Origin of the sequence: Pseudomonas sp. B21-021, assembly GCF_024749205.1 — a bacterium.
Classification (GTDB): Bacteria; Pseudomonadota; Gammaproteobacteria; order Pseudomonadales; family Pseudomonadaceae; genus Aquipseudomonas; species Aquipseudomonas paraglycinae.
The window spans coordinates 3,746,400-3,763,700 of sequence record NZ_CP087192.1; the positions used below are offsets into that span (position 1 = coordinate 3,746,400).

At 62.1% G+C, this 17,301-nt stretch carries 19 protein-coding genes; 15 read left to right on the plus strand and 4 right to left on the minus strand.

The window, feature by feature from the left end:
• Nucleotides 1-73: 73 nt before the first annotated feature.
• The 7 genes from LOY31_RS16590 to LOY31_RS16620 all read left to right on the plus strand — a co-directional run bounded on the left by LOY31_RS16590 (nt 74) and on the right by LOY31_RS16620 (nt 5,405).
• Nucleotides 74-664: an amino acid synthesis family protein gene (locus tag LOY31_RS16590; protein ID WP_007957412.1), complete on the plus strand. Its 591-nt coding sequence runs from the start codon at nt 74-76 to the stop codon at nt 662-664.
• Between the two features lie 32 nt (nt 665-696).
• Complete coding sequence (locus LOY31_RS16595; protein WP_085603067.1) at nt 697-1,530, plus strand: alpha/beta fold hydrolase; 834 nt, start codon at nt 697-699, stop codon at nt 1,528-1,530.
• A complete protein-coding gene (locus tag LOY31_RS16600) occupies nt 1,527-3,008 on the plus strand; it encodes an aldehyde dehydrogenase (protein WP_085603065.1) in 1,482 nt (493 codons plus the stop codon). The genes LOY31_RS16595 and LOY31_RS16600 overlap by 4 nt, the downstream gene beginning before the upstream one ends.
• A gap of 12 nt (nt 3,009-3,020) precedes the next feature.
• Nucleotides 3,021-3,506: a flavin reductase family protein gene (locus LOY31_RS16605; RefSeq protein ID WP_074688589.1), complete on the plus strand. Its 486-nt coding sequence runs from the start codon at nt 3,021-3,023 to the stop codon at nt 3,504-3,506.
• Nucleotides 3,507-3,639: 133 nt separating this feature from the next.
• Nucleotides 3,640-4,029 carry a carboxymuconolactone decarboxylase family protein gene (locus LOY31_RS16610; RefSeq protein ID WP_085605114.1) on the plus strand — a complete coding sequence of 130 codons (390 nt, stop codon included), beginning with the start codon at nt 3,640-3,642 and terminating at the stop codon, nt 4,027-4,029.
• Between the two features lie 58 nt (nt 4,030-4,087).
• Nucleotides 4,088-4,840 carry a GntR family transcriptional regulator gene (locus tag LOY31_RS16615; protein WP_085603063.1) on the plus strand — a complete coding sequence of 251 codons (753 nt, stop codon included), beginning with the start codon at nt 4,088-4,090 and terminating at the stop codon, nt 4,838-4,840.
• Nucleotide 4,841: 1 nt separating this feature from the next.
• Nucleotides 4,842-5,405 (plus strand): NUDIX hydrolase, encoded by a 564-nt coding sequence (locus LOY31_RS16620; protein WP_007957402.1) that lies wholly within the window; start codon nt 4,842-4,844, stop codon nt 5,403-5,405.
• An 18-nt stretch (nt 5,406-5,423) separates the two neighbouring features.
• Here the strand turns inward: LOY31_RS16620 and LOY31_RS16625 are convergent, their stop codons facing one another.
• Nucleotides 5,424-5,717, minus strand: a complete 294-nt coding sequence (locus tag LOY31_RS16625) for a DUF1330 domain-containing protein (RefSeq protein WP_221535527.1) — start codon at nt 5,715-5,717, stop codon at nt 5,424-5,426.
• Between the two features lie 65 nt (nt 5,718-5,782).
• Between LOY31_RS16625 and ribBA the strand changes: the two genes are divergently transcribed.
• The 5 genes from ribBA (at nt 5,783) to LOY31_RS16650 (ending at nt 11,016) form a co-directional block, all read left to right on the plus strand.
• A complete protein-coding gene (gene ribBA, locus LOY31_RS16630; RefSeq protein ID WP_064380429.1) occupies nt 5,783-6,892 on the plus strand; it encodes a bifunctional 3,4-dihydroxy-2-butanone-4-phosphate synthase/GTP cyclohydrolase II in 1,110 nt (369 codons plus the stop codon).
• A gap of 166 nt (nt 6,893-7,058) precedes the next feature.
• A complete protein-coding gene (locus LOY31_RS16635) occupies nt 7,059-8,084 on the plus strand; it encodes an ABC transporter substrate-binding protein (RefSeq protein ID WP_085603055.1) in 1,026 nt (341 codons plus the stop codon).
• Nucleotides 8,081-9,028: an ABC transporter permease gene (locus LOY31_RS16640; protein WP_085603052.1), complete on the plus strand. Its 948-nt coding sequence runs from the start codon at nt 8,081-8,083 to the stop codon at nt 9,026-9,028. Before LOY31_RS16635 ends, LOY31_RS16640 begins: the two co-directional genes overlap by 4 nt.
• Nucleotides 9,029-9,034: 6 nt before the next feature.
• Entirely contained in the window at nt 9,035-9,844 is an 810-nt protein-coding gene (locus LOY31_RS16645) for an ABC transporter permease (protein ID WP_007957396.1), read from the plus strand.
• A 17-nt stretch (nt 9,845-9,861) separates the two neighbouring features.
• Nucleotides 9,862-11,016 (plus strand): ABC transporter ATP-binding protein, encoded by a 1,155-nt coding sequence (locus LOY31_RS16650; RefSeq protein ID WP_221535680.1) that lies wholly within the window; start codon nt 9,862-9,864, stop codon nt 11,014-11,016.
• Between the two features lie 62 nt (nt 11,017-11,078).
• Here the strand turns inward: LOY31_RS16650 and map are convergent, their stop codons facing one another.
• Together map and LOY31_RS16660 are read right to left on the minus strand one after the other, a co-directional pair.
• Nucleotides 11,079-11,870 (minus strand): type I methionyl aminopeptidase, encoded by a 792-nt coding sequence (map, locus tag LOY31_RS16655; protein ID WP_221535679.1) that lies wholly within the window; start codon nt 11,868-11,870, stop codon nt 11,079-11,081.
• A complete protein-coding gene (locus LOY31_RS16660; RefSeq protein WP_011334623.1) occupies nt 11,867-12,127 on the minus strand; it encodes a ParD-like family protein in 261 nt (86 codons plus the stop codon). The genes map and LOY31_RS16660 overlap by 4 nt, the downstream gene beginning before the upstream one ends.
• 295 nt (nt 12,128-12,422) lie before the next feature.
• Here LOY31_RS16660 and LOY31_RS16665 point away from each other — a divergent pair, with 295 nt between their 5' ends.
• The 3 genes from LOY31_RS16665 to LOY31_RS16675 all read left to right on the plus strand — a co-directional run bounded on the left by LOY31_RS16665 (nt 12,423) and on the right by LOY31_RS16675 (nt 16,169).
• Nucleotides 12,423-13,358, plus strand: coding sequence for a Ppx/GppA family phosphatase (locus LOY31_RS16665; RefSeq protein WP_127798411.1), 936 nt, complete (start codon nt 12,423-12,425; stop codon nt 13,356-13,358).
• A gap of 259 nt (nt 13,359-13,617) precedes the next feature.
• Entirely contained in the window at nt 13,618-14,994 is a 1,377-nt protein-coding gene (locus LOY31_RS16670; protein WP_007957391.1) for a pyridoxal-phosphate dependent enzyme, read from the plus strand.
• Nucleotides 14,991-16,169, plus strand: a complete 1,179-nt coding sequence (locus LOY31_RS16675) for a PLP-dependent aspartate aminotransferase family protein (protein ID WP_221535677.1) — start codon at nt 14,991-14,993, stop codon at nt 16,167-16,169. The genes LOY31_RS16670 and LOY31_RS16675 overlap by 4 nt, the downstream gene beginning before the upstream one ends.
• 396 nt (nt 16,170-16,565) lie before the next feature.
• Here the strand turns inward: LOY31_RS16675 and LOY31_RS16680 are convergent, their stop codons facing one another.
• Nucleotides 16,566-17,156 (minus strand): hypothetical protein, encoded by a 591-nt coding sequence (locus LOY31_RS16680; protein ID WP_170929398.1) that lies wholly within the window; start codon nt 17,154-17,156, stop codon nt 16,566-16,568.
• Between the last annotated feature and the right edge of the window lie 145 nt (nt 17,157-17,301).

Here is a 17,301-nt window from a genome sequence, read left to right on the forward strand (position 1 = left end):
GGGGACTTGCACGATCGGTATTATGGTATACCATCAGACGCACAGACACTCTTTATCCCCTACGGAGCAGCTCATGAGTTTCGAAATTCGCAAGATCGTCAGCTATGTCGAAGAAACCTTCATCGAAGGCGGCAAGGCGTCCGATACCCCGGTGACCATGGTCGGCCTGGCCGTCGTGATGAAGAACCCATGGGTCGGCAACGGCTTTGTCGAAGACCTCAAGCCGCAGATCCGCGCCAATTGCTCCGACCTCGGCGCGATGATGGTCGAGCGTCTGGTGGGCATCATCGGCGGTGCCGAGAAGATCGAGGCCTACGGCAAAGCCGCGGTGGTCGGCGCCGATGGCGAAATCGAGCACGCGTCGGCGGTGATCCACACCCTGCGCTTCGGCAATCACTACCGCGAAGCGGTCAAGGCCAAGAGTTACCTGAGTTTCACCAACAAGCGCGGCGGTCCGGGCACTTCGATTCAGATCCCGATGATGCACAAGGACGACGAAGGCCTGCGCTCGCACTACATCACCCTGGAAATGCAGATCGAAGACGCCCCGCGCGCCGACGAAATCGTCGTGGTGCTCGGTTGCGCCGACGGTGGTCGCCTGCACCCGCGCATCGGCAACCGCTACATCGATCTGGAAGAACTGGCCGCCGAAAAAGCCCAGTAATCACAATAAAAAAGGCATTGCAGGAGCGCTCCATGATTCGGCTCACCGCTGAACTCACCCCGGCCGGCACCAGTTATCTGGCGACCGGCCAAGGCCAACCCGTGGTGTTGATCCACGGCGTGGGCCTGAACAAAGAAATGTGGGGCGGCCAGATCGTTGGCCTGGCCACGCAATACCGGGTGATCGCCTACGACATGCTCGGCCATGGCGCCAGCCCGCGACCGGCCAGCGGCACCGCCCTGCTCGGCTATGCCGATCAGTTGCTGGAGCTGCTCGACCACCTGCAATTGCCCGAGGCGTCGGTGATCGGCTTCTCCATGGGCGGTCTGGTGGCGCGGGCGTTTGCCCTGCATTACCCGGAACGCCTGAAAAGCCTGGTGGTGCTCAACAGCGTGTTCAACCGCAGCGAAGAGCAGCGCGCCGGCGTCATCGCCCGCACCGCGCAAGCCGCCGAACACGGGCCGGACGCGAATGCCGAAGCGGCGCTGTCGCGCTGGTTCAGCCGCGAATATCAGGCGGCCAACCCGGCGCAGATCGCCGCGATCCGCCAGACCCTCGCCGGCAATGATCCGCAAGGCTACCTGACCACCTACGAACTGTTCGCCACCCAGGACATGTACCGCGCCGACGACTTGGGCAGCATCCAGGCGCCGACGCTGATCGCCACTGGCGAGCTGGACCCCGGATCGACCCCGGAAATGGCCGAGCAACTGGCCGCGCGCATTCCCGGCGCGAAGGTTGCCGTGCTGCCCGAACAACGGCATATGATGCCGGTAGAGTCGCCACGGCTGGTGAACCAGACGCTGCTGGAATTTCTCGACACCGCACACGCCCGACAAAACCATATAAAGGGGATCGTTGCATGACGCTCGCACGCTTCCAGATGTGCATCGGCGGAGAATGGGTCGACGCCCTCTCCGGCAAGACTTTCGAAAGCCTCAACCCGGCGCTGGCCGAACCCTGGGCCGAACTGCCCGACGCTGACGAAGCCGACGTCGAGCGCGCCGTGCAAGCCGCGCAGACCGCGTTCGACAGCCCGGCATGGCGTGGTTTGACCGCCACCGCGCGCGGCAAACTGCTGCGTCGTCTCGGTGACCTGATCGCTGAAAACAAGGAACAACTGGCGCAGCTGGAAAGCCGCGACAACGGCAAACTGATCCGCGAAACCCGGGGTCAGGTCGGCTATCTGCCGGAGTTCTTCCACTACACCGCCGGCCTCGCCGACAAGCTCGAAGGCGGCACCCTGCCGCTGGATAAACCCGATCTGTTCGCCTACACCGTGCACGAAGCCATGGGCGTGGTCGCCGCGATCATTCCGTGGAACAGCCCGCTTTATCTGACTGCGATCAAACTGGCGCCGGCGCTGGCGGCGGGCAACACCATCGTGATCAAACCCTCCGAGCACGCCTCGGCGACCATTCTGGAACTGGCGCGCCTGGCCCTCGAAGCCGGGATTCCGCCGGGTGTGGTCAACGTCGTCACCGGCTACGGCCCGAGCACCGGCGCCGCCCTCACCCGTCATCCGCTGATCCGCAAGATCGCCTTCACCGGCGGCGCGGCCACGGCCCGGCATGTGGTGCGCAGCAGTGCCGAGAACTTCGCCAAGCTATCGCTGGAACTGGGCGGCAAGTCGCCGAATATCATCTTCGCCGACGCCGATCTCGACAGCGCGATCAACGGCGCCATCGCCGGGATCTACGCGGCGTCCGGGCAGAGTTGCGTATCCGGTTCGCGACTGCTGGTGCAGGATGAAATCTACGACGAGTTCGTCAGCCGTTTGGTGGAGCGCGCCCAGCGCATCCGCATCGGCAACCCGCAGGACGACAGCAGCGAAATGGGCCCGATGGCCACCGCGCAGCAACTGGCGGTAGTTGAAGGTCTGGTGGCTGATGCGATTGCCGAAGGTGCGCGCCTGCGTCTGGGCGGCAAGCGGCCGAGCGGTGTGGGCGACGGCTGGTTCTATGAGCCGACGCTGTTCGAGTGCGATCGCAACTCGATGAAGATCATGCAGGAAGAAGTCTTCGGCCCGGTGGCCTCGGTGATCCGTTTCAAGGATGAAGCCGAAGCGCTGGCGATTGCCAACGACTCACAGTTCGGCCTCGCCGCCGGCATCTGGACCCGCGATCTGGGCCGCGCCCATCGCCTGGCCCGGGACGTGCGTTCGGGGATCATCTGGGTCAACACGTACCGCGCGGTGTCGGCAATGGCACCGATCGGTGGTTTCAAGAACAGTGGCTATGGACGCGAAAGCGGCATCGATTCGGTGCTGGCCTACACCGAACTGAAAACGGTGTGGATCAACCTCTCCCAGGCGCCGATGCCTGATCCGTTTGTGATGCGTTAGGAGTCCTGCGACATGATCGAACCCGGCATTTACAAAGACGTCATGAGCTCGTTTCCGTCCGGGGTCACGGTGGTCACCACCCTTGACCCGGATGGCGGCATCGTCGGCATCACCGCCAGCGCCTTCAGTGCGCTGTCGATTGACCCGGCGCTGGTGCTGTTCTGCCCCAACTACGCTTCCGACACCTACCCGGTGCTGCGCGACAGCAAGCGTTTCGCGATCCATTTGCTGTCCGCCGACCAGACCGCCGAGGCCTACGCCTTCGCCGGCAAAGGCAAGGACAAGGCCAACGGCATCGAGTGGCATTTGAGCGAGCTCGGTAACCCGATCCTCGCCAAAGCCACGGCGATCATCGAGTGCGAACTGTGGCGTGAATACGACGGTGGCGACCACGCGATCATCGTTGGCGCGGTGAAGAACCTGATCCTGCCGGAGCAGCCGGTGACGCCGATGATTTATCACAAGGGCAAGCTCGGCGCGTTGCCGACACTGGGTTGAGAAAATAATGCGAAACCCTGTGGGAACGAGCTTGCTCGCGAAGGCGTAGTGTCAGTCGACATCAATGTTGCGGGTGCTGACGCTATCGCGAGCAAGCTCGCTCCCACAGGGAATGGTGGTGTGAGGGGTAATGATGAACAACGACAAGTACGAAAAGGGCCTGAAGATCCGCACCCAGGTGCTGGGCGAAGCCTATGTGCAGCGCTCGATCGAGAACGCCGACGACTTCACCCGCCCGTTGCAGGAAATGGTCACCGAATACTGCTGGGGTCACGTCTGGGGACGCGAAGGCCTGTCGCTCAAGGAGCGCAGCATGATCAACCTGGCGATGATCTCGGCGCTCAACCGCCCGCACGAACTGAAACTGCATGTGCGCGGCGCCTTGCGTAACGGCCTGAGTCGTGAGCAAATACGCGAAATTCTGCTTCAGGTCGGTATTTATTGCGGCGTCCCGGCAGCCGTGGACAGTTTCCGGCTCGCCCGTGAAGCCTTCGCCGAAGCCGACGCCGAGGCCTCCAGTTAACCCCTCGGCTGTTTTGATGCCCGTCTGGCATGGACAGCCACCTTAAAGAGCGGACCCCATGAAACGCCTGCCACTCGACGACAGCTTCAAGGTCAATCGCAACCCCGTCACCCTGCGCGAAATCGTGCTGGATAAACTGCGAAGCGCCATCATGAACTTCCAGCTGCTGCCGGGCGATCGCCTGGTGGAGCGCGATCTGTGCGATCGCCTGGGCGTGAGCCGTACGTCGGTGCGTGAAGCCTTGCGTCACCTGGAATCCGAAGGTCTGGTCGAGTTCGCTGACGCCAAAGGCCCGCGCGTAGCGATCATCACCCTCGCCGATGCGGTCGACATCTATGAGCTGCGTTGCGTACTCGAAGGCCTGATCGTCCAGCTGTTCACCCTGCGCGCCAAGGCCAAGGACATCAAGGCCCTGGAAAAAGCCCTCGACGAGAACCGCAAGGCGCTCAAGGACGGCGAACTGCAACAGGTGATCGACTCGGTACAGGGTTTCTACGACGTGCTGCTGGAAGGCTCGGGCAACCATGTCGCGGCCACTCAGCTGCGTCAGTTGCAGGCGCGCATCAGCTACCTGCGGGCGACGTCGGTCTCCCAGGAAAACCGTCGCGGCGCCAGTAACCACGAAATGGAAAAAATGGTCGAGGCGATCAAGAGCGGCGATCCGCTGGCGGCGCATCAGGCGTGCGTCGATCACGTGCGCGCTGCGGCTGCCGTGGCCCTCGACTACCTCAAGCGCAAGCAGGAAGAGACCGGCGCCACTCCACCGATCACCCTGCCCATCGCGCTGAAAGAACCGCGCATAGGTCACTGACATGTTCAGCCCGAGCTTTTGCCCGAAATGCGGTGGCGCTGACCTCGGTCAGCAGGTGCCGCCGGGCGATACGCACGAGCGCCTGATGTGCCGCGGCTGCGGCTACATCCACTATGTAAACCCGAAGATCATCGCCGGCTGCATCATCGAGCAGGACGGCAAATACCTCTTGTGCCAACGAGCGATTCCCCCGCGCCCCGGCACCTGGACCTTGCCCGCCGGTTTCATGGAAAGCGGCGAGACCACCGAACAGGCTGCCCTGCGCGAAGTCTGGGAAGAAAGCGGCGTACGCGCGGAAATCGTCTCGCCGTACTCGATCTTCAGCGTGCCGAAGATCAGCGAGGTCTACATCATCTTCCGCGCCCTCGCGCTGGAGATCACCGGCCAGTACGGCCCGGAAACCCTCGCTTGCAAGTTCTTCGCCCCGGAAGACATCCCGTGGGAGCAGATCTATTACCCGGCGATCCGGCAGATCCTCGAACGCTACATCGAGGAACGCCAGGCCGGGGTTTATGGCATGTACATGGGCAATGACGACAGCGGCAAGATTCATTTCATGCGTTGATCGTCCTGCCCGCGCCGCTTACGGCGCCATCCCTTCCACAATAATGATCTCCGCCCGCGCCCACTCCTCGCGGTAGCTCTTCGCTTCCTGATACGCCGCCGAGTGGTAGCACGCCACGGCCTGCTCGTAGCTTTCGAATTCAATCACCACGCTGCGCTGCGGCGTCGCCCGACCTTCCATCGCTTCGCTGCGCCCGCCTCTGGCTAAAAACTTCGCGCCGAACTCGGCGAACGCTTTCGGCGCGCGCTGCGTGTATTGGATGTAGTGATCGGGATCGGTGATGTCCACGTGAGCAATCCAGTACGCCTTCATAGTGACCTCTTGGTTGATTTTGTATTATGGTATACCACGAATTTCACCCATATCGAGAGTCCAGCATGGCCTTCAACAGCATCGAAGAAATCATCGAAGATTATCGCCTCGGCAAAATGGTGTTGCTGGTCGATGACGAGGATCGGGAAAACGAAGGCGACCTGCTACTGGCCGCCGACCGTTGCACGCCCGAGGCGATCAGTTTCATGGCCCGTGAGGCTCGAGGGCTGATTTGTCTGACGTTGACCGACGATCATTGCCAGCGCCTGGGGCTGGAGCAAATGGTGCCGAGCAATGGCAGTGTATTCAGCACCGCGTTCACGGTCTCCATCGAAGCGGCGGTCGGCGTGACTACCGGGATTTCCGCGGCCGACCGCGCGTGTACGGTGGCCGCTGCGGTGGCGCCGAACGCACGCGCAGAAGACCTGGTGCAGCCGGGCCATATCTTTCCGCTGCGCGCCAAGGAAGGTGGCGTGTTGACCCGTGCCGGTCACACCGAGGCTGGTTGCGATCTGGCGCGGCTGGCTGGTTTCACGCCCGCCTCGGTGATCGTCGAAGTGATGAACGACGACGGCACCATGGCCCGTCGTCCGGATCTGGAAGTCTTCGCGCGCAAGCACGGGATCAAGATCGGCACTATCGCCGACCTGATCCACTATCGCCTGAGCACTGAACACACCATCGAGCGCATCGGCGAGCGGGAGTTGCCGACGGTGCATGGCACGTTCCGTTTGATTACTTTCGAAGATCGCATCGAGGGCGGCGTGCACATGGCGATGGTCATGGGCGAACTGCGCCGCGAAGAGCCGACGCTGGTGCGCGTGCACGTGATCGATCCGCTGCGGGATCTGGTCGGCGCCGAGTACAGCGGGCCGACGAACTGGACGTTGTGGGCGGCGTTGCAACGGGTCGCGGCCGAAGGGCATGGCGTTGTGGTGGTGCTGGCCAATCATGAATCTTCCCAGGCGCTGCTGGAGCGCATTCCGCAACTGACTCAACCGCCTCGGCAGTTCAGTCGCTCGCAATCGCGGATCTATTCGGAGGTCGGCACCGGGGCGCAGATTCTGCAGAACCTGGGCGTCGGCAAGCTGCGCCACCTGGGCCCGCCGCTGAAATATGCCGGGTTGACTGGCTACGATCTTGAGGTGGTCGAGAGCATTCCCTTCACCGAATAACCCCGTTTGCCAGATAGCCGGTACGGCAAAGTGCTTGCACAAAGTTTGGAATACCATAATATGATATTCCATAGACCGGATGACCTGAAAAACCGTCCAGCTACTGCTCCCGACAGGCGGGCAACAACGCAAGCCCGCTCAAAAACACAACAATGAGGGCGTAAAAATGGTGTTGAACAAAGCTGCAACCGCGATCTTTTTCGCGGGACTGCTGAGCGTGACCGGTCAGGCCGCGATGGCCGCCGAGAGTGTGAACTTTGTCAGCTGGGGCGGTAGCACCCAGGATGCGCAGAAACAGGCCTGGGCCGATCCGTTCAGCAAGGCCAGCGGCATCACCGTCGTGCAGGACGGCCCGACCGACTACGGCAAACTCAAGGCCATGGTCGAAAGCGGCAACGTGCAATGGGACGTGGTCGACGTCGAAGCCGACTTCGCCCTGCGCGCCGCCGCCGAAGGCCTGCTCGAACCCCTCGATTTCAAACAGATCCAGCGCGACAAGATCGACCCGCGTTTCGTCAGCGACCACGGCGTCGGTTCGTTCTTCTTCTCCTTCGTCCTCGGCTACAACGAGGGCAAACTCGGCGCCAACAAGCCGCAGGACTGGAGCGCGCTGTTCGACACCAAGACCTTCCCCGGCAAACGCGCCCTCTATAAATGGCCAAGCCCCGGCGTGCTTGAACTGGCCCTGCTCGCCGATGGCGTGCCGGCCGACAAGCTCTACCCGCTGGATCTTGATCGCGCTTTCAAGAAACTCGACACCATCAAGAAAGACATCGTCTGGTGGGGCGGCGGCGCGCAGTCGCAGCAACTGCTGGCCTCCGGTGAAGCGAGCATGGGCCAGTTCTGGAACGGCCGGATCCACGCCCTGCAGGAAGACGGCGCACCGGTCGGTGTGAGCTGGAAACAGAACCTGGTCATGGCCGACATTCTGGTGGTGCCAAAGGGCGCGAAAAACAAGGACGCGGCGATGAAGTTCCTGGCCAGCGCCAGCAGTGCCAAAGGCCAGGCCGACTTCTCCAACCTGACCGCCTACGCCCCGGTCAACGTCGACAGCGTGGCGCGTCTGGACTCGACGCTGGCCCCGAACCTGCCGACTGCCTACGCTAAGGATCAGATCACTCTTGATTTCGCGTACTGGGCCAAGAACGGTCCGGCCATCGCGACACGGTGGAACGAATGGCTGGTCAAATGAAAATGGCGGCCACCGCGTCCCGTCCCTCCACTGCCACCGGGAGCGCCCCGAGCGCTGCCGGCCTGGCTGAAGGCAAAAAGGCGAGTGCCATGGCGCAAGCCCCGTCCCTCAAGCAACGCTGGCGCGGCGCCGGCAATCTCGCGCCGGCGCTGCTGTTCCTCGGTCTGTTCTTTCTCGCCCCGCTGATTGGCTTGTTGCTGCGCGGCGTGCTGGAACCAGTGCCGGGCCTTGGCAACTATGAACAATTGTTCGCTAACTCGGCGTACGCCCGGGTGCTGTTCAACACCTTTTCGGTGGCGGGACTGGTGACGGTGTTCAGCCTGCTGCTGGGCTTCCCGCTGGCCTGGGCAATCACCCTGGTGCCACGGGGCTGGGGCCGCTGGATTCTGAACATCGTGCTGCTGTCGATGTGGACCAGCCTCCTCGCCCGCACCTATTCCTGGCTGGTGCTGTTGCAGGCTTCGGGCGTCATCAACAAAGCCTTGATGGCGATGGGCATCATCGATCAGCCGTTGGAAATGGTGCACAACCTGACCGGCGTGGTGATCGGCATGAGCTACATCATGATCCCGTTCATCGTGCTGCCGTTGCAGGCGACCATGCAGGCCATCGACCCGATGATCCTGCAGGCCGGTTCGATCTGTGGTGCCAGCCCGTGGACCAACTTCTTCCGGGTGTTCCTGCCGCTGTGCCGGCCGGGTCTGGCGTCCGGCGGGTTGATGGTGTTCGTGATGTCGCTCGGTTACTACGTCACCCCGGCGCTGCTGGGCGGGGCGCAGAACATGATGCTGCCGGAATTCATCATTCAGCAGGTGCAGTCGTTCCTCAACTGGGGCCTGGCCAGCGCCGGCGCCGCGTTGCTGATCGTCATCACGCTGGTGCTGTTCTACGTCTACCTGAAGCTGCAACCGGAATCCCCGGTTGGCGCCAGTAACGCGAGGTAAGCCGACATGCTCCTGACGCCCAATGCCATGAGTCGCCGGATGCGCTTCGGCCTGTATTTCACCACCGGGCTGATCGGCCTGTTCCTGCTGTTGCCGATCGTGTTCATCGTCCTGCTGTCGTTCGGTTCTTCCCAGTGGCTGGTGTTCCCGCCACCGGGCTGGACGCTGAAATGGTACGTGCAGTTCTTCTCCAACGCCGACTGGATGAGCGCAGCGCTGGCCAGCCTCAAGGTCGCGGTGCTGACCACGATCTGCGCCGTTGCCCTCGGTTTGCCGACGGCCTTCGCGCTGGTGCGCGGACGCTTCCCCGGCCGGGAAATGCTCTACGGTCTGTTCACCCTGCCGATGATCGTGCCGCTGGTGATCATCGCCGTGGCGGTGTACGCGCTGTTCCTCAAGCTCGGCTACACCGGCACGATGTTCGCCTTCGTCGTCAGCCATGTGATCGTCGCGCTGCCGTTCACCATTATCTCGATCATCAACTCGCTGAAACTGTTCGATCAGTCGATTGAAGACGCAGCGGTGATCTGCGGTGCGTCACGCCTGCAAGCGGTGTTCAAGGTGACCTTTCCGGCGATTCGTCCGGGGATGGTGGCCGGCGCCCTCTTCGCCTTCCTGGTTTCGTGGGACGAAGTGGTGCTCAGCGTGATGATGGCCAGCCCGACCCTGCAAACCCTTCCCGTGAAAATGTGGACCACCCTGCGCCAGGACCTGACGCCCGTGATCGCCGTCGCATCGACGCTGCTGATCGGCCTGTCGGTATTGGTCATGGTGATCGCCGCCGCCCTGCGCCGGCGCAACGAAATCAGCGCCTGAGCGCCCAGGAGTACGACATGAGTGCCGTGATCAAAGACGCATCCCAGCAGAACGACAAACCCCTGGTCAGCCTGCGCAACCTGAACAAGCACTACGGCGATTTCGCGGCCGTGGACAACATCTCGCTGGACATCAAGGACGGCGAATTCCTGACCTTCCTCGGCTCCAGCGGCTCGGGCAAAAGCACCACGTTGTCGATGCTCGCCGGCTTCGAAACCCCGAGCAGCGGCGAGATCCTGGTCAACGGCCAGTCGCTGATCAACGTGCCGCCGCACAAGCGCGACATCGGGATGGTGTTCCAGCGTTATTCGCTGTTCCCGCATCTGTCAGTGCGCGACAACATCGCGTTTCCGTTGGCGATCCGCAAACTCGCCGCCGCTGAACGTGACAAGCGCGTCGATGCGATGCTGAAACTGGTGCAGCTGGAGCAATTCGCCCATCGCCGCCCTTCGCAACTGTCTGGCGGCCAGCAGCAACGGGTCGCCATTGCACGGGCGCTGGTTTACGAGCCACGCATTCTGCTGATGGACGAACCGCTCGGTGCGCTGGACAAGAAGCTTCGCGAAGACTTGCAGGATGAATTGCGCCAGCTGCACCGTCGCCTCGGCATCACCATCGTCTACGTGACCCACGACCAGGAAGAAGCCATGCGCCTGTCCCAGCGCATCGCAATTTTCAGTCACGGCAAGATTGTCGGGCTCGGCAGCGGGTATGACCTTTATCAGAATCCGCCGAATGCGTTTGTGGCGTCGTTTCTCGGTAACTCGAACTTTCTCAAGCTCAAGGCACAGGGTAATGCGGCGGCGAGTTTTGAGGGGCAGTCGCTGTCGATTCGCCTGACCGCTGGATTGCAGACCGGTCAGGATGTGCTGCTGATGGTGCGGCCGGAAAAGGCGTTGGCGTTGAGTGTGCAACAGGCGGCGAGTGAGCCGTTGGCGGCGGGCTGGAACGAGGTTTCGGCGAAGGTGGTCGAGGTGTTGTTTCTGGGGGAGAGTCAGACTTGCAGTGTGGTGACTTCGGGCGGGACTTCGATGACGGTGAAGGCGTTGTCGGCGGCGGGGATGCCGTTGACGGCTGGGGATCCGGTTCGGGTGCGTTGGGCGACGGCGGATGCTTGCGTCTATACCGAGTGGGCTGAGAGTGATTTGAATAAAGCTGCCGGCGCGCACTGATTCAACAGAGATTTGCGTGTCACTTCTGGCCACCGCAACGTCGGGTTGCGGTGGCCATTTTTTCAGACGATGCCCTTAAAGCCCTCAATCTCATCCGGCCAAGCCGTCAACACCTCAAACCCGTCCTCAGTCACCGCAATCATGTGCTCCCACTGCGCCGACAACGATTGATCCTTGGTCACAACCGTCCAGCCATCCGCCAGACTCTTCACATGACGCTTGCCGGCATTGAGCATCGGCTCGATGGTGAAGATCATCCCCGCCTTCAGCTTCAAGCCCTGCTCCGGATAACCGTAATGCAGCACCTGCGGTTCATCGTGATAAACCTTGCCGATCCCGTGCCCGCAATACTCGCGCACCACGCTGAACCCTTCCTTCTCCGCCAACGTCTGGATCGCATGTCCGATGTCACCCAACGTGGCGCCCGGCCGAACGACGCGGATCCCCGCGCACATGGCGTCGTAAGTGGTCTTGATCAGGTGCCGCGCCTCGGGCGTCGGCTCGCCGACCACGTACATGCGGCTGGTATCACCAAACCAGCCGTCCTTGATCACCGCGATGTCGAGATTGACGATGTCGCCGTCCTTCAGCACGCGCTTCGAAGGAATGCCGTGGCAGACCACTTCGTTGACCGACGCGCAGACGGTTTTCGGGAAGCCGTGGTAACCGACGTTGGCCGGAATGGCTTTCTGCACATTGACGATGTAGTCGTTGCACAACTGGTCGAGCTGATCGGTGGTGACGCCAGCCTTGACGTGCGGTACCAGCATCGCCAGCACCTCGGCGGCCAGTCTGCCGGCCTCTCGGGATTGGGCGATTTCGGCCTGGGTGTTGATCTTGATCGGGTTTCTCATGCCTTGGCCGCCTCTTTGACCGAGGCATTCTGCGCGGCATCCGCCAGTGCGCAGACTTGCTGCAGATCCAGACCGCCCGACTGCTCGGCGCGAATCAGCAACCGGCAAATGGCGTGGTGATCAAGGTCGGGATACAGCTCGGCGAGCATGCCGATGCGCATCCAGTGTTCGGCCTGCGCGTTGATCGAGCGGCTGAGTGCGTTGCTGGAGATGCGCAGATTCTCGTGCATGTCCTCTGAAATCTTTACGATGCCCATGGCAATATACGATACGAAGTGTATATGGATCGTATATTAATCGTGCATCGTCCGGGATTGCAAATGTTGCGTGCCCGGTAAATCGCAGGCAAAAAAAAGCTGCCCGGAAGGCAGCCGAATCATGAAAAGCACGCGATGTATTGGGGGCAAGTATGGACAGCCGATAATGACAGTGTCATGACAGCGATAAATTCACTGAACCGCCCCGCCCGCGTCATCAGGTTGTCATCGAACCCACGGCAGAATCCTCGCAAACCGTCCCGCGCCTCCCGACGGATGATTTGCAAGGATCCCCATGAAAGAAGACACCTCGCTGTTTGCCGCCATCGACCTCGGTTCCAATGCCTTTCGCATGATGATCGGCCAGTCGGTGCGCAGCAGAAAGGGCTTCATGATTCAGGAGGTCAAAACCTTGCGCGAGCCGGTGCGGCTGGCCGAAGGGTTCGACGGCCGGGCACTCGACGAAATGGCGCTGGATCGTGGCTGGCAAGCGCTGGCGCGGTTCGGCAAGAAACTGCGCGGTTTCGAACCCGGTCGCGTGCGCGCGGTGGCGACCAGCGCGGTTCGCGAGGCCGACAATGCGCAGTTGTTTCTGGCCAGCGCGGAGCGGCATCTTGGGTTTCGCATCGATGTGATTTCCGGGCATGAAGAAGCGCGTCTGGTCTACGCCGGTGTGGCCCACACCCTGCCGGTCGCCGATGACATGCGTCTGGTGGTCGACATTGGCGGCGGTTCCACCGAACTGATTCTCGGCCAGGGCGCGCAACCGCTGCTGACCGAAAGCATCGCCCTCGGCAGCGGCACCTTGAGCACGCGTTACTTTCGCAATGGCGAAATTTCCGCCGGCGCCCTGCAAGAAGCCGAACGCGTGGCCATCCTGCAATTCGAAAAAGTCGCTCGTCGGTATCGCGCCCAGGGCTGGCAGCAGACCATCGGTTCCTCGGGCACCGCGCGGATGCTCGCCAAAGTGCTCAAGGCCAATCGCCTGAACGATCATGGCGAGAGCGGCATCACCTACGGTGGCCTGCTGCGGCTATCGTTGCGCCTGCTGGAAGTCAGCAATGTTCAACAGCTGAAACTGGCCGGCCTGCAACCCCATCGCCAGAGCATCCTCCCCGGCGGTCTGGTGGTCATGCTGGCAGCGTTCAAAGTGTTCGGCATCTCGCAAATGGTGCCCTCCGAACCCGGCTTGCGACTGGGCGTGCTGCACGGTCTGATGAGCAACCACTGAGCGATTTTCGGTGCAGGATTTTCACTGCAGGATCAAGCGCTTCATGCCGCCGAAGACGCCCTTTCAATACTCGATGACGCCTGCGTATAAACCTCTGCAAATCACTTCCTTCCCCTCTCCGATTTCGTTCTATCGTTAGATCGAAATGGCTGTATTTCCGGCCGTTTAAAGGTTGCGACAGCTCAGGTCTGAGCCTATGTTGCACGCGAGCTTTTTCCCCGCGAATGGAACGCGATCAACACCACAAAGAGGTGAAGAGATGTCAAAGGATTCACGCCCTGCCGTACTTGGGCTGATCGGCAATACGCCGCTGGTACAAGTCACCCGCTTCGATACCGGTCCCTGCACCCTGTTTCTCAAACTCGAATCACAGAACCCCGGCGGTTCGATCAAGGACCGCATCGGTCTGGCCATGATCGACGCCGCTGAGCGCGATGGCCGCCTGCAACCGGGCGGCACGATTGTCGAGGCCACCGCCGGCAACACCGGTCTGGGCCTGGCCCTGGTCGGCCGCGCCAAGGGCTACCGCGTCGTGCTGGTGGTGCCGGACAAAATGTCCACCGAAAAAGTCCTGCACCTCAAGGCCATGGGCGCCGAAGTGCACATCACCCGCTCCGATGTCGGCAAGGGCCATCCCGAGTATTACCAGGACGTCGCCGCGCGTCTGGCCAAGGACATTCCCGGCGCGTTCTTCGCCGACCAGTTCAACAACCCCGCCAACCCGCTGGCCCACGAGTGCAGCACCGGGCCTGAAATCTGGGCCCAGACCGAGCATGACCTGGACGCGATCGTGGTCGGTGTCGGCTCGGCCGGCACCCTGACGGGCCTGACCCGTTTCTTCAAACGCGTGCAACCGGACCTTGAAATGGTCCTGGCCGACCCGGTCGGTTCGGTGATGGCTGAATACAGCCGCAGCAAGCACCTCGGCACCGCCGGTTCCTGGGCGGTGGAAGGCATCGGCGAGGATTTCATTCCGTCGATCACCGACCTGTCGAGCGTGCGCAGCGCCTACTCGATCAGCGACGAAGAAAGCTTCGATCACGCCCGCCAGTTGCTGAAAGCCGAAGGTATCCTCGGTGGTTCGTCCACCGGCACCCTGCTCGCCGCCGCGCTGCGTTACTGCCGCGAACAGACCGAGCCGAAACGCGTGGTCAGCTTTGTCTGCGACACCGGCACTCGCTACCTGTCGAAGGTCTACAACGACCAGTGGATGACCGATCAGGGCCTGTTGCAGCGCAAACGCTATGGCGACCTGCGCGACCTGATTGCCCGACGCTTCGAGGACGGCAAAGTCGTCAGCGTCGGCCCGGACGATACGCTGATGACCGCCTTCCAGCGCATGCGCCTGGCAGACGTTTCACAACTGCCGGTGCTGGTGGATGGCAAGCAACTGGTCGGCGTGATCGACGAGTCGGACATCCTCGTGCGTGTGCACGAAGACGCCTCGCTCTTCAGCAAACCCGTTTCCAGTGCGATGACGGACAAGTTGCAAACCCTCGCCCCCGGCGCCACGCTGGCTGAGCTGGAAGCCGTGCTCAGCAGCGGTCTGGTGGCCATCATCGCCGACGCTTCAGGCTTCCACGGCCTGATCACCCGCGTCGACATGCTCAATCAATTACGGAGATCCCTGGCATGAGCCAGCACGACAAGAACGCCCGTCAACAGGGCTTCGCCACCCGCGTGATCCACGCCGGGCAAACGCCGGACCCGACCACCGGCGCGCTGATGCCGCCGATCTACGCCAACTCTACGTACCTGCAAGACAGCCCTGGCGTGCACAAGGGTTTTGACTACGGCCGCTCGCACAACCCGACGCGTTTTGCCCTGGAGCGTTGCGTGGCGGATCTGGAGGGCGGCACCCAGGCGTTCGCCTTCGCGTCCGGGCTGGCGACGATTTCCACCGTGCTCGAACTGCTCGACGCCGGCTCGCACATCGTGTCCGGCAATGACCTGTACGGCGGCACGTTCCGTCTGTTCGACAAGGTGCGTCAGCGCAGTGCCGGGCATCGTTTCAGCTTCGTCGATCTGGCGGATCTGTCGGCGTTCGAAGCGTCGTTGCAGGACGACACGCGCATGGTGATTGTGGAGAGCCCGACCAACCCGCTGCTGGGCCTGTCGGACCTCGCCGCCATCGCGCGCATCTGCAAGGCGCGCGGGATCCTCTGCGTGGCCGACAACACCTTCGCCAGTCCGTGGATCCAGCGTCCGCTGGAACTGGGTTTTGACATCGTGCTGCACTCGACCACCAAATACCTGAACGGTCACTCCGACGTGATCGGCGGGATCGCGGTAGTCGGTGACAATCCTGCGCTGGCCGAGCGTCTGGGCTTCCTGCAGAACGCCGTCGGCGCAATCTCCGGCCCGTTCGACGCGTTCCTCACCCTGCGCGGCGTGAAGACCCTGGCGCTGCGTATGGAGCGTCATTGCAGCAACGCACTGGATCTGGCGCGCTGGCTGGAACAGCAGCCGCAGGTCAAACGCGTCTACTACCCAGGCCTGGAATCCCATCCGCAGCACGAACTGGCCAAGCGTCAGATGCGTGGTTTCGGCGGGATGATTTCCCTGGATCTGAACAGTGATCTGGCAGGCGCTCGCCGCTTCCTGGAGAACGTGCAGATCTTCGCTCTGGCCGAAAGCCTTGGCGGTGTGGAAAGCCTGATCGAGCACCCGGCGATCATGACTCATGCGACCATTCCGGCGGAAACCCGTGCCAAGCTCGGCATCGGTGACAGTCTGGTGCGTCTGTCGGTGGGCGTCGAGGACATCGAAGACCTGCGCGCGGATCTGGCGCAAGCGCTGGCCAGTATCTAACGCCCGAAAACGTCAAAGCCCGCACGAGGCGGGCTTTGGTGTTTGAGTAGGCGGCCAGTGCTGGTCTCTGGCTTACAAGGTTTATCAGGCTTCTCACAGTACCGGACCAAATTGAAAGGGGTACGGTCTCGGCTGCTTCACACGGCATAAGGGCTGGATCTCAGCGCGGAGATCTTTCTAACCGTGTACCCTTCGGAACGCGCCCCACGTCCCCTTGCTATCCGCTTGCGCATCAGTCTGCGTCTTCGCCTACATTCTTGAGCCTAGCAAACGCGCGACATTGCGCTACGCGGTTTTTAGACTGATTGTTTTCTAGCGCCGGCCTGCAAGGAAGCTAACCGACTATCGCCTTCACGGCCCTTCAGCCTGCCTCTCGCCAAGGGCGAACTATACTTTTCAGTTCGCTGTCCAGATTTCCTGTAAACCGTCGACACCCGTGCACCCCTCCGGTGCCCCCGTGCCATTCACCAATCTGGTTGACCCCGGGCCGACGAGCCTTCCGTCAATGAACGAATGACGGGTAACGCTCGGTTGCTGTTTGGCTGATGGGGCGTGGAGAAAATCATGAAGCACACGCTTTGGCCGGGCCTCGTCCTGGCAGTTGCGGCAACGGTGGCAATGCCCAATGTCTGGGCTGCGAAGGCGCAGGCATTGGCGTCGGATGGGGCGGATCATGTGGGTGCGGGGGCGGTTGCTTCTGACGGCGCGGACCACGTTGGCGCAGGCGCCGTTGCTTCTGACGGTGCAGATCACGTCGGCGCCGGAGCAGTAGCTTCTGACGGCGCGGATCACGTCGGCGCCGGAGCAGTAGCTTCTGACGGCGCGGATCACGTCGGTGCTGGGGCTGTTGCCTCCGACGGTGCCGATCATGTTGGCGCTGGGGCTGTTGCCTCTGATGGCGCGGATCACGTCGGTGCTGGAGCTGTTGCCTCTGACGGCGCGGATCACGTCGGTGCTGGGGCTGTTGCCTCCGACGGTGCCGATCATGTTGGCGCTGGAGCGGTCGCCTCTGACGGTTCAGATCATGTCGGCGCCGGAGCAGTCGCTTCTGACGGCTCCGACCACGTTGGCGCTGGAGCAGTCGCTTCTGACGGCTCCGACCACGTCGGCGCACGCGCCCTCGCCGCCGATG

What these genes read in the sequence shown, in the direction of transcription:
- LOY31_RS16640 (WP_085603052.1), top strand. Translation starts at nt 8,081, where the DNA reads ATGAAAATGGCGGCCACCGCGTCCCGTCCCTCCACTGCCACCGGGAGC.
- LOY31_RS16660 (WP_011334623.1), bottom strand. Translation starts at nt 12,127, where the DNA reads ATGGGCATCGTAAAGATTTCAGAGGACATGCACGAGAATCTGCGCATC.
- LOY31_RS16600 (WP_085603065.1), top strand. Translation starts at nt 1,527, where the DNA reads ATGACGCTCGCACGCTTCCAGATGTGCATCGGCGGAGAATGGGTCGAC.
- LOY31_RS16675 (WP_221535677.1), top strand. Translation starts at nt 14,991, where the DNA reads ATGAGCCAGCACGACAAGAACGCCCGTCAACAGGGCTTCGCCACCCGC.
- LOY31_RS16605 (WP_074688589.1), top strand. Translation starts at nt 3,021, where the DNA reads ATGATCGAACCCGGCATTTACAAAGACGTCATGAGCTCGTTTCCGTCC.
- LOY31_RS16670 (WP_007957391.1), top strand. Translation starts at nt 13,618, where the DNA reads ATGTCAAAGGATTCACGCCCTGCCGTACTTGGGCTGATCGGCAATACG.
- LOY31_RS16590 (WP_007957412.1), top strand. Translation starts at nt 74, where the DNA reads ATGAGTTTCGAAATTCGCAAGATCGTCAGCTATGTCGAAGAAACCTTC.
- LOY31_RS16645 (WP_007957396.1), top strand. Translation starts at nt 9,035, where the DNA reads ATGCTCCTGACGCCCAATGCCATGAGTCGCCGGATGCGCTTCGGCCTG.
- LOY31_RS16625 (WP_221535527.1), bottom strand. Translation starts at nt 5,717, where the DNA reads ATGAAGGCGTACTGGATTGCTCACGTGGACATCACCGATCCCGATCAC.
- LOY31_RS16635 (WP_085603055.1), top strand. Translation starts at nt 7,059, where the DNA reads ATGGTGTTGAACAAAGCTGCAACCGCGATCTTTTTCGCGGGACTGCTG.
- LOY31_RS16610 (WP_085605114.1), top strand. Translation starts at nt 3,640, where the DNA reads ATGAACAACGACAAGTACGAAAAGGGCCTGAAGATCCGCACCCAGGTG.
- LOY31_RS16665 (WP_127798411.1), top strand. Translation starts at nt 12,423, where the DNA reads ATGAAAGAAGACACCTCGCTGTTTGCCGCCATCGACCTCGGTTCCAAT.
- map (WP_221535679.1), bottom strand. Translation starts at nt 11,870, where the DNA reads ATGAGAAACCCGATCAAGATCAACACCCAGGCCGAAATCGCCCAATCC.
- LOY31_RS16680 (WP_170929398.1), bottom strand. Translation starts at nt 17,156, where the DNA reads ATGATCGGCACCGTCGGAGGCAACAGCCCCAGCACCGACGTGATCCGC.
- LOY31_RS16620 (WP_007957402.1), top strand. Translation starts at nt 4,842, where the DNA reads ATGTTCAGCCCGAGCTTTTGCCCGAAATGCGGTGGCGCTGACCTCGGT.
- LOY31_RS16595 (WP_085603067.1), top strand. Translation starts at nt 697, where the DNA reads ATGATTCGGCTCACCGCTGAACTCACCCCGGCCGGCACCAGTTATCTG.
- ribBA (WP_064380429.1), top strand. Translation starts at nt 5,783, where the DNA reads ATGGCCTTCAACAGCATCGAAGAAATCATCGAAGATTATCGCCTCGGC.
- LOY31_RS16615 (WP_085603063.1), top strand. Translation starts at nt 4,088, where the DNA reads ATGAAACGCCTGCCACTCGACGACAGCTTCAAGGTCAATCGCAACCCC.
- LOY31_RS16650 (WP_221535680.1), top strand. Translation starts at nt 9,862, where the DNA reads ATGAGTGCCGTGATCAAAGACGCATCCCAGCAGAACGACAAACCCCTG.